The organism is Acidovorax sp. KNOB132 (assembly GCF_057541515.1).
Genome location: NZ_BAAJYT010000122.1, coordinates 1 through 10,583, shown reverse-complemented (window position 1 = coordinate 10,583; position 10,583 = coordinate 1). Strand labels below are relative to the sequence as shown.

11 protein-coding genes are annotated in these 10,583 nt (G+C 68.5%); 5 read left to right on the top strand and 6 right to left on the bottom strand.

All coding sequences use genetic code 11. The annotated features are described in order from the left end of the window. The 3 genes from AC27IO_RS15335 to AC27IO_RS15325 form a co-directional block, all read left to right on the top strand. Positions 1-586, top strand: a 586-nt coding sequence (locus tag AC27IO_RS15335) for a GlxA family transcriptional regulator (protein WP_498739508.1), incomplete at its 5' end; no start/stop codon positions are given. A 191-nt stretch (positions 587-777) separates the two neighbouring features. Continuing rightward, the gene (locus AC27IO_RS15330) at positions 778-1,731 is read left to right on the top strand and encodes an ADP-ribosylglycohydrolase family protein (RefSeq protein ID WP_498739506.1); all 954 of its coding nucleotides are present in this window, start codon (positions 778-780) and stop codon (positions 1,729-1,731) included. Positions 1,732-1,872: 141 nt separating this feature from the next. Beyond that, entirely contained in the window at positions 1,873-2,115 is a 243-nt protein-coding gene (locus AC27IO_RS15325) for a hypothetical protein (RefSeq protein WP_498739505.1), read from the top strand. 232 nt (positions 2,116-2,347) lie between these two features. Here AC27IO_RS15325 and argC read toward each other — a convergent pair whose 3' ends face one another. After that, positions 2,348-3,268, bottom strand: a complete 921-nt coding sequence (argC, locus tag AC27IO_RS15320) for an N-acetyl-gamma-glutamyl-phosphate reductase (RefSeq protein ID WP_498739503.1) — start codon at positions 3,266-3,268, stop codon at positions 2,348-2,350. A gap of 82 nt (positions 3,269-3,350) precedes the next feature. On the opposite strand from argC, the gene AC27IO_RS15315 reads away from it, so the two are divergent. Both AC27IO_RS15315 and AC27IO_RS15310 read left to right on the top strand, forming a co-directional pair. Then, entirely contained in the window at positions 3,351-4,241 is an 891-nt protein-coding gene (locus tag AC27IO_RS15315; RefSeq protein ID WP_284408465.1) for a LysR family transcriptional regulator, read from the top strand. A gap of 161 nt (positions 4,242-4,402) precedes the next feature. Then, the gene (locus AC27IO_RS15310; RefSeq protein ID WP_487090725.1) at positions 4,403-4,849 is read left to right on the top strand and encodes a ribosomal maturation YjgA family protein; all 447 of its coding nucleotides are present in this window, start codon (positions 4,403-4,405) and stop codon (positions 4,847-4,849) included. Positions 4,850-4,910: 61 nt separating this feature from the next. On the opposite strand, the gene AC27IO_RS15305 is transcribed toward AC27IO_RS15310, so the two are convergent. The 5 genes from AC27IO_RS15305 to AC27IO_RS15285 all read right to left on the bottom strand — a co-directional run. After that, positions 4,911-6,143, bottom strand: a complete 1,233-nt coding sequence (locus AC27IO_RS15305; RefSeq protein ID WP_498739500.1) for a Y-family DNA polymerase — start codon at positions 6,141-6,143, stop codon at positions 4,911-4,913. A gap of 70 nt (positions 6,144-6,213) precedes the next feature. Next, on the bottom strand, positions 6,214-8,166 hold the full coding sequence (locus tag AC27IO_RS15300; RefSeq protein WP_498739499.1) for a methyl-accepting chemotaxis protein: 1,953 nt from the start codon (positions 8,164-8,166) through the stop codon (positions 6,214-6,216). Between the two features lie 264 nt (positions 8,167-8,430). Further along, positions 8,431-8,973, bottom strand: coding sequence for a group I truncated hemoglobin (locus AC27IO_RS15295; RefSeq protein WP_498739498.1), 543 nt, complete (start codon positions 8,971-8,973; stop codon positions 8,431-8,433). 30 nt (positions 8,974-9,003) lie between these two features. After that, the gene (locus AC27IO_RS15290) at positions 9,004-9,954 is read right to left on the bottom strand and encodes a DUF3034 family protein (RefSeq protein WP_498739497.1); all 951 of its coding nucleotides are present in this window, start codon (positions 9,952-9,954) and stop codon (positions 9,004-9,006) included. Positions 9,955-10,060: 106 nt separating this feature from the next. Then, on the bottom strand, positions 10,061-10,583 hold a 523-nt coding region (locus AC27IO_RS15285; RefSeq protein ID WP_498739496.1), incomplete at its 5' end, for an anti-sigma factor.

Here is a 10,583-nt window from a genome sequence, read left to right as displayed (position 1 = left end):
CCACCTGGCCGAACTGGCCGAGGTGGAGCCCCGCTGCGACGTGGTGGCCAACCGCGTCTTCGTGGCCGATGGCGCCCTGCACACCAGCGCGGGCGTGACCACCGGCATCGACCTGGTACTGCACCGCATCGCCGATGCCTGCGGCCCGGCCATCGCCGCCGAGGTGGCGCAGACCATGGTGGTGGCGCTGCGGCGCGGACCGCAAGACCCGGAAATGTCGCCCTTCCTGCACCACCGCAACCACCTGCACGGCGCGCTGCACCGCGTGCAGGACGCCGTGGCCCAGCAGCCCCAGGCCGACTGGAGCGTGCCCGCCATGGCCGAGGTGGCGCACGCCTCGCCGCGCCACCTGACCCGCCTGTTCCTGGACCACGCCGGCATCGCGCCGCTGCAGTACCTGCGCCGCATCCGCCTGGCCACCGCCGAGGCCGCACTGCGGGCGGGGCGCAACGTGACCGAGGCGGCGGCGATGGCGGGGTTCAGTTCGGATACGCAGCTGCGCCGGGCGTGGAAGCAGTTCGGGCGGGGTGGGACGCCGTCGCAGCTCGGGGGAGCGGGTGGCCGCGCAGGGCCGCCGGGCCTCTAGAGCGCGCGCCTGCGTCCGGGGCGGCCGCTTGCGGTGGGTTGCTGGCACGGGGTGCAGGGCAGCGCCACCCGGTCGTCGGCGAAAGGCTGTTCGCAAAGGGCGTGGTACCGCCAAGCGGGGGCTGCCGCTGGCTCGGGCCTTGTGAAAGGCATACTTTGCCAAAGGTCAGCCGCTCACTGCTGTCATCCACCATGCCACAGACCCCACCCACACCCCTCTCCATCCGATCGCGCCTGCGGGGCGCGGTCTACGGCCTGCTCGTTGGCGATGCGCTGGGGGTGCCCTACGAGTTCTCGGATGCCGCAGAACTGCCGGAACTCCGCTTGATCGAGATGGCACCGCCCGATGGATTTCGCCGCGCCCATCCGGGAGTGCCGGCAGGCACCTGGAGCGATGACGGCGCGCAAGCACTGCATCTGCTGAGGGTTCTTCTCGATGGGGACCACGCACTGGAAAGCAGGTTCGCCGATGGCTTGCAGTCCTGGCATTCCTCCGGTGATCTGACACCCGATGGCCGCGTGTTCGATATCGGCATCCAGACGCAGGAAGCCTTGGCGAACCTCCGGCGAGGTGTGCCGCCCAGCCAGAGCGGCCCTTGCGAAGAGAGGAACAATGGGAATGGGTCGCTCATGCGGGTGCTTCCCACGGCCTTGCTTCCCGCTGCCGACGACCGGGTCCTGATCGACCGCGCGAGAAGGCAAAGCCTGCCCACCCATGGGCACACCAGGTCGCTGCTCGCGTGCGCGCTGGCGACCTTGGTATCCGCCCGCCTTCTCAGGGGCCTCTCGTTCGTGGAGGCGCTCGACGGGGCCCAGGCGCACCTCGAAGAGACCACATCCGAATCCGAGCGATTTGAACTTCGCATCCTGTTGAACGGGCGGTTTGATCCACCGGGCGGAAGCGGGTACGTGGTGGACTGCCTTTGGTCGTCCGTTGCAGCCGTCCTTCGCACGCGCAACTTCGAAGACTGCGTGCGGTGCGCGATCGGTTTTGGCAACGACACCGATACCACCGCCTGCGTCGCGGGGGGATGGGCGGGACTGCTCTATGGCGAGCAAGGCATTCCGCTGCGATGGCGCGAGCAGTTGCAAGGAAAGCCCCTCGTCGAGCCCTTGCTCGACCGCCTGATCGCCGCCTGGGAGTGATTCCTGCCAGAACCGGCAAGGAAAGGGAAGGCGCCAAGGCGGCGGCTCGCAGAAAGATCCGGCGCTTCAGCCCCCCCTTCACCACGCCGGGCGCCTGATCGGTGAGGCAAAATGCCCCACCCCGTCCGGCCGTGAAATGCCGTGCCGAATGCAACAATCGGGGCCGGATTCGGCACCGGTCTCGGCGCCGACGAAACCACCGGAAAGCATTTGGAGGCCATGCACCTCACGATTGGTCTTTTCACGCAATCGCCAGGAAGTGCTCAGAAAATGGATTGGTTCCCTATCGTCTTCATTGCGTTCAAGGTCATCGTGCTCGGAACAGGCATGTTTTTAGCCATCAAGTGGCACCACGATCAAGGCAAGAAGAAGAAGAAAAAATAATGCCGGCCGGGTTGGAGGACACCCACCAAACGCACCCTTGACGCTCCCGGTGGGTCCAACGGCATCGCCCGCAAGGGGCGTTGTTGCAAATTCGGTCCGATAAGAACGATCCGCGCCCAAAGGTTTTTTGACCCGCAGCCATCGCCGCCCAAAATGGCGCTGCAACGCGAGGCTCGAAAACGAATGGGGTGCCAGCCCTTCCCCACCGACCGTGGGCGCTTCGGACTCCCACTTAGTTCGGACCGTCCACCATCAGCCTCAGGTTCTGCACGGCCGCCCCGGCAGCCCCCTTTCCCAGGTTGTCCAGCACTGCACTCAACACGATCTGCCCCGTGCGCTCGTTCCATGAGACGGCCAGGCCCATGTCGTTCGAACCGTTGTGGACCTGCGGGTCCCGTTCGGTCATCGGCTCGGCCGACGGCATCGGCAGCACGTGCACATGCGCCACATCGCGGTACCGCTGCGCCAGGCATTCGTGGATGCGTGCGCCTGTAGCCTCCGCGGGCAGCATTCGCGCATGCAACCCGATGGTGAGCACGATGCCCTGCCGGTAGCTGCCATAGGCCGGCACGAAGAGGGGCGGCTCCGTGAGGCCCGCATAGACCTGGATCTCCGGCACGTGCTTGTGCTCCAGGGCCAGGCCGTAGACCGTGAGCGAATGCGCGCCCACTCCCGCCTCGTGCGCTTCGGCCCCGGCCCGCCCCATGCCGGAATAGCCGGAAACGGCATGGATGGTGAGCGGATAGTCGGCGGGCAGCAGGCCCGCATCCGTCAAGGGCCGCAGCAGGGCGACTGCGGCGGTGGGGTAGCAGCCCGGGTTGGTGACCCGTGACGCCTTGGCGATGCGTTCGCCTTGATGCGCATCCAGTTCCGGCAGGCCGTACACCCAGCCAGGGCTGGTGCGGTGGGCGGAGCTGGCGTCGATGACGCGCACGCCGGGGTTGTGGATCATCGCGACCGCCTCGCGCGCCGCGGCATCGGGCAGGCACAGGATGGCGATGTCGCAATCGTTGATCGCCGCCTTTCGCGCGGCCCGGTCCTTGCGCAAGCCCGCAGGCAAGGTGTGGATGCGAAATTCCGAGCCCCGGAGCCGGTTCTGCAGGTCCAGGCCGGTGGTGCCCTGGTCGCCGTCGATGAAGATTTGGTGGTTCATGGAACGCGATCGTAGGGAGACCGCCTCGATGGCTCCAGCGAAATATCGGCAACCCCAAGTTAAGAAAAATTAAACTGCCGACATGCGAGAACTGAGCCTGGACCACTTGCGCACCCTGGTTGCCATCGCCGATCTCGGCTCCCTGGCCAATGCGGCGCGCGCCCTTCACCTGGCGGCCCCCACCGTGACCGTGCAGATCGCGGAGCTGGAGTCGCGCCTGGGCGGCCAGCTGCTCGTTCGCGGGCGGGGGCCCGCGCAACCGACCGCCCTGGGCGAGCGGTTCATCGCGCGGGCACGCCGGCTGCTGGCAGACGCGGACGATGCCGTCGAGGACGTTCGACGCCAGCTCGCCGGCCAGACGGGCCGGGTGCGCGTGGGGGCCTCGACCGGTGCCATCGCGCACCTTCTGCCGCCCGCGCTCGAGCGCCTGGCCCGGCAACACCCCGGGGTCGATGTGAACGTGCAGGTGCTGACCTCCAACGAAAGCATGGCCCGGCTCGCGGCCGGCAGCCTGGACCTGGCAGTGGTGGCGCTGCCGCAGCCGGCCGTGCGCGGCGTGCAGGTCACGCCCCTGCGGCGCGAGGCGGTGGTCGCCTTCCTGCCATCGGCCTGGAAGGCGCCGCAGCGGCTGACTGCGCAATGGCTGGCGGAGCGGCCACTCATCATGAACGACGCCTCCACCCGCCTGTACCGGCAGACCGCGGAATGGTTCTCGGCAGCAGGCGTCCATTGCCGGCCCCGGATCGAGCTCAACTACAACGACGCGATTCGCACGCTGGTCGCCGCCGGCTACGGAGCGGCGCTGCTGCCGCAGGAGTCGTACGAGGCCACGCGCGACCCGCGCATCGCCATCCGCCCGCTCCGCCCGGCGCTGTGGCGACAGCTCGGCCTCGCGGTGAGCGACCGGGGCGCCAGCGGGCCGACGCGTTTCGTGCTGGAGGCGTTGCTGCCGGAGAAGGACCCGGCGGCGTGAGCCGCACCGACTGCCATTCGCCGGGCGGCGATGGCAACGGGGCGAAGCACCGGACAGCTGCCGGGCGCCAGCACGGCGTGGCCGGTGGATACTGCGCACCGCCGCCTCTCGAGCAGCCCTCCTCCACCCGTTTTTTTGCCCCCCGCTTTTCCAGCCTTTTCATGGACCATTCGCTCACATCGCCCACCCCACGCCATCGCGCCGTGCTGGTGGCAGGCATCGCCCTCTGCATCGCCCTGGGACTGGCCTCGCGCCGGTGGCCCGGCGTGCTGTTTCCCGAAGCGCTGGGCAAGTACCCCGGCGATGCGCTGTGGGCGCTGATGGTGATGTTCGGCTGGGCCTGCCTCTGGCCGCGCATGGCCCCGGGCCGGCTGGCCCTGCTGGCGCTGGCGACTTCGTTCGCGGTGGAGTTCTCGCAGCGGTACCAGGCGCCGTGGATCAACGCGATCCGCAGCACCACGCCGGGCCACCTGGTACTGGGGTCGCGGTTCAACGCGATGGATCTGGTGGCCTATGCCGTGGGCGTGGCGGTCGGCCTGGGGCTCGACGGGCTTTACCAGGCCTGGCTGCGCCGAAGGACTGGAAGCCAGGCGGCACGCCCCGATTGAGCGGCCGGGAGGCCCTGCGCGAAGGTCCCTATCCGTCCGGATGCCCGCAAGCCTGGCTCATTCAGTCGAACAGCCCCGGCGTCATCGGCCCCTGGCGGGCCACCGGCGCCTCGCGCGCGGCCTGCTCGGTCAGCAGGTTGCCCACGCGCACGCCCAGCAGCCGCAGCCGCTTGTCCAGCGGCACGCGCTTGAGGCACTGCCCGGCCGCCCGGCGGATGGTGGCCGCGTCCTGCGTGGGGTGGTCGATGGTGAGGTCGCGCGTGGCGATCTTGAAGTCGTCGTAGCGCAGCTTGATGCCGATGGTCTTGCCCACGTAGCCCTTGCGCTGCAGGTCGCCGGCCACGCGTTCGCACAGGTCGGTAAAGATGCGGCCCAGCTCGGCGCGGTCGCGCACGGCGTGCAGGTCGCGGTCGAAGGTGGTTTCGCGGCTCATGGAAACGGGCTCGCTTTCGGTGACCACGGGGCGGTCGTCGCGGCCCCAGGCGGCCTCGTGCAGCCAGGCACCGCTGGCCTTGCCGAAGTGGCGCACCAGCCAGTCGCGCGGGCGCGCGGCCAGTTCGCCCACCGTGTGGATGCCATGGGACTGCAGCTTGGCGTCGGCCTTGGGGCCGATGCCGTTGATCTTGCGGCAGGCCAGCGGCCAGACCCGGGTTTCCAGGTCGCCCTCTTGCACGATGGAAATGCCGTTGGGCTTGTTGAACTCGCTGGCCATCTTGGCCAGGAGCTTGTTGGGTGCCACGCCGATCGAGCAGGTCAGGCCCGTGGCGTCGAGGATGCTTTTCTGGATGAGCCGCGCGAGCGACCGGCCGCCGTCACGCTGGCCGCCCGGCACGTGCGTGAAGTCGATGTACACCTCATCCACGCCGCGGTCTTCCATGACGGGTGCGATGGACACGATCACTTCCTTGAACATCCGCGAAAAGCGCCGGTACGAGGGAAAGTCCACCGGCAGCAGGATGGCCTGGGGACACAGGCGCGCGGCCTTCATGAGCCCCATGGCCGAGCCCACGCCGAACTGCCGCGCAGGGTAGGTGGCGGTGGTGATGACGCCCCGCCCCACATAGTCCTTGAGCAACGGAAAGGCCGCGACGGGAATCTCCGACTCGCGGCCGGCGTACTCGGCCACCAGGGCCTCGTCCTGCACCCGCCGGCCACCACCGATGACGGCGGGCAACCCTTTGAGCTGCGGGTAGCGCAGCAACTCCACCGAGGCATAGAACGCGTCCATGTCCAAGTGGGCGATGCGGCGTAGCAGGGGTGCGGCGGGCTCTTCGGGGGCGGTCACGTCCGCCATTGTCCACGCGCTCCCCGCCAGCTGCGCAGGCCCGGCGGGATGCCCCCGCAAGCACCTGCGCGATGGGCGATCAGCGCACGCGCAGCGCGCCCGGCTGGCCGTGGCCGGCCAGCCGGAACACGGCCACCGTGTCCACCAGTTGCTGCGCCTGTGCCTTGAGGCTTTCGGCCGCGGCGGCGCTTTCTTCCACCAGCGCTGCATTCTGCTGCGTGACCTGGTCCATCTGGCTCACGGCCTCGCCGACCTGGGACACGCCCGAACTCTGCTCGGCGGTGGCGGCGCTGATCTCGCTCACGATGTCGCTCACGCGCTGGATCGACGACACGATCTCGCTCATCGTGGTGCCGGCTTCGTCCACCAGCGCCGTGCCGCGCTCGACGCGCTCCACGCTGTCGGTGATGAGTGCCTTGATCTCCTTGGCGGCGTCGGCCGAGCGTCCGGCCAGGCTGCGCACTTCGCTGGCCACCACGGCGAAGCCCCGGCCCTGCTCGCCGGCGCGGGCCGCTTCCACCGCGGCGTTCAGCGCCAGAATGTTGGTCTGGAAGGCGATGGAGTCGATCACGCTGATGATGTCGGCGATGCGGCGCGAGCTGTCGTTGATGCCCTTCATGGTCTGCACGACCTGCCCCACCACCTCGCCGCCGCGCACCGCCACGCCGGAGGCGCTGCGTGCCAGCTGGTTGGCCTGCTGCGCACTGTCGGCGTTGTGCTGCACGGTCGAGCCCAGCTCTTCCATCGACGCGGCGGTTTCTTCCAGCGAACTGGCCTGCTCTTCGGTGCGCTGGCTCAGGTCGGCATTGCCCTGGGCGATCTGCACGCTGGCATTGGCCACGCTTTCGGCATTGCCACGCACCGAATCCACCACCGCGCTCAGACGGTCGTTCATGGTGGCCAGGGCCTGCAGCAGGCGCGCGATCTCGTCGCGGCCCTCGGTGCGCACGCTGGTGCTCAGGTCGCCCTGCGCCACGGCCTCGGCCAGTTGCACGGCCACGGCCACCGAGCGCGTGGTGGCGCGGGTGACGATCCACATCACCCAGGCCGCCAGCGCGGCCAGCAGGGCCACGGCGGTCACCATCAGCAGCATGTCGCGGCGCAGCGCCTGGATCCGGGTGCCCAGCGTGTCGCTCAGTACGTCGAACGACACCGCCACGAGCGCGAACTGGGTGTCGATGATGCGGGTCATCTGCGCCACCCACTGCGTGGAAGGCATCGACAAGGTGGCCGCCTGCACGATGTTGTCGTCCGCGAGCTTGAAGCCCTCTTCCGCCGCCGCCAGCGCGGCCTTGCGTGCGGCTTCCACTTGCGGCGGCAGTTTGCCGCCCGAGGCCAGTTCCAGCGTCTTGCGGGCATCGCCGTAATGCTGACGGGCCCGGTCGGCCAGGGTTTCGATGCGCGCGCGCTCTTCGGGCGATGCGTCGCCGCGTGCGAGCACCAAGGCCCCGCGCGCCCGCATCTGGCCCAGGGATTCGGTCAGGTGCGGCAGATGGTTCAGCGCGGCCCGCTGAAGAAAGTAGCTGGCGGGCTCCGAATCCAGGGAGATGCCCGAGCTGTTGGCCACATCGTCGATCAGCCCCAGTTCGCTCGCCACCAGCGCGGCATGGCGGGCATTGCTTTGGGCACCCGTGATGGATTTCGCCCCCACGCCCGCGACCAGGGTGCGCCAATCGCCCGACAACGCGTCCAGCTTGGCGGACAGCTCCCGGTCCTGCAGTCCGGTAGCGGCCGCCTGGGCCCGCACGATCGCGGCTTCGACCTCGGACTGCTTGGCCTGGCGCGGCGTGTTCAAGGAGGCATCGCCGCCCAGGAAGGCCGCCGACAAACCGCGGTGCTGCTGCGTGAGCTGCACCAGCTTGAGCAGTTCCTTGGCGGGGGCGATGCCCAGGTTTTCACGCTCCACCGTGCGCAGGGTGTCCCAGTTGAGATGCACCAAAAGGGTGGTCGGAATGGCGAACATGAAGAACGCCAGCGCGCCGATCAAAAGGAACTTGCGCGAAATCCGGAGGTTGTTGATCCAGTGGGTCATAGGTCCATCTCACTGGCAACCATCGTCACCAGTTGTAAAAATTAAAACACCACGGATTTGATAGAAACATCCAATGCCGGGCCGTAGGAGAACGCCTTATTTCGCCGATTGCCAGCTAAATTTAGCGATTCCATCATTTTATTGATTCAGCCGGACGCACGCCGACAGCTGACGCATTAGGCGTACAGATACACAAAGATACCAAAAAATTTGACTTTTCACCAGATCGGTGCACTCGCAATGAGCGCACCGCCTTGGTGCCAGTCAGCGCACGGTGATGATGTCCCGGTGCATGGGGGCCAGCAGCGCCAACAGCTGGCTTTGCTGGGTGAACGCGATGCCCTGTTCGTCCATGGCATCCTGAAGCAGCTCAACCAGTACGTTGAAGTCGCGCTTTCGGATGGGCAAATCGGCATGCGCCGACTTCATGTCGGCCCCTTCGTAGCGGCACGGGCCGCCGGAGAGCACGCAGATCTGGTCCGTCAGACTGTCCTTGAGCGCCTGGGGCTTGGTCTCCTTGAACAGAGGGCCGATGCGCTCGTCCTTGAATGCCCGGTCCACCAGGCCACTCATGATGCGGGCGATGCCGGGCTTGCCGCCCAGCGCGTCGTAAAGACCTTCCGGCGCGGCAGTGGCTGGCACCGCAGTGGACGCAGCGGCCCCGGGTGGCGTGGCACCAGCGGCAGGCTGCTGCGCCGCAGCGGGCACGGCCGTGGCGAGGGCTGCGGCCAGCGCGAGCGCCAGGGCAGCGGCGTGCGGCACGCGGCATGGCGGCACCGCGAATCGGGGGGTGGCAGGGATGGGCATGGGGCCTCCTCTCGTCTTTCGGCCAGCGGCTCAGTACGCGGCCTGCACCGACAGGTACAAGCCGTTTTGCCGGCGGTAGCCCGTCACGCCCGGCACGATGAGGCCCAGGTTGACGTAGGCCAGGGTGATCGACATGTGCTTGTTGGGCGCCCAGGCGATGAACAGGTCGCGCCAGTCGTCCTCGCGCAGCGCGGCGCCCAGGCCCGCCGAGGCGCCGATCGCCTGCAGGTTGTTGGGCTTGAAGCGGTATTCGGCACCGATCGCCAGGTCACGGCGCAGCAGGTAGGCCACGGAAAATTCGGGCTGCAGGCTGCGGCGGCTGCGCCCCGGGGCCGAGCCGCCGAAGCCCAGCAGGCCGTTCTGGTTGGCGTTGGTGGAGCGCAGTGTGGCGCTCAGCACCAGGTTGCGGTCCAGCAGCAGTTTGGTGGCGGTCACGTAGACATCGGTGCCGCTTGTGTCGGCCCCCAGGAACTCGATGACCCTGCTGGCCGAAGCGGGGTGCAGCCGCTTGTGCTCCACGCCCACCGCCACCTGCGGCATGGCGCTGTCGGCCTCGAGCACCGCATCGCCGAGCAGGCGAACCTTGACCCCGATGATGTCCATCTTGAGGTGCAGATCGGGCTCGACGCCGAATGCCGCGATGCCGTTCAGCGCGACGGCGGGGGCGGCATCGAAATCCTGCTTCGCCACCGATACCTCCACCCGCTCGTTCCAGCCCATCGCCGCGCCGTAGCTCGTGAGGCCGTAGTCGCGCGTGCGGGTGCGGGTGGTGAAGGCGCTCATGCCGATCTCGCCCTCGGTGGCATTCGAGCCCACCACCGCCCAGGGGGTGAGCCCGCCGCCGGCCGAGCCGGAGATGCTGCTCACGCCGCCCGTCAGCAGCAGCTTGCCGGTTTCAGCCCGCGCGGTGCCGGCGGCGGCCAGCAGTGCGCAAAGTCCGGTGGTGCAGGCCACCGTGGAGATCCAGTGAATGGGGTGCATGGGGGTTCGTCCGCAAAGGAGCGCCAACCTGCGCTGTAGCAGAGTGTTACCCAAATCGACGACCGACGAAACCCCCATTCCACAAAGCAGAATGTGAAACCGTCTCCTACAGCATGCGTTCGATCAGCGCGCCCGTGAACAGCACCGGTCCCGTCGGCCCCTTGTCGCCCAGCACGCCGCCCTGCGGCTCCAGGCTGATGGCCAGCGTGGGCACGTTCTTCACCGCGCTCTCCGGCGTGGCCAGCGTGAGCAGCGCCTGCGGCCCCAGCACGCCGAGCGAGCGCGGGCCACTGCCGGGTGGCAGCGCCCACAGCTGCAGCGAATGGTCGCTGCCTTCCTGGAAACCGCCCACGCGCTGCAGCACCAGCGCGTTCTTTTGCGCATCGAATGTGACGAGCATGGACGGCGCGGCCTTCGCATCGGCCAGCACTGCCACGTAGCGCACCTGCGGCGTGGCCGCCAGTTGCTGGCGCAGCTGGGCGATCTGCGCCCCGCTGTCCTGCTGGAGCCGCTGGTGCATCTGCAGCCCGACGACCACGGCAGCCACCGTGGCCAGCGCGCCCAGCGCCGCAGCGCCGCGCCACAGCCGCACGCTGCGCAGCCACCCGCCAGGGCCCGAATGGTGGCCG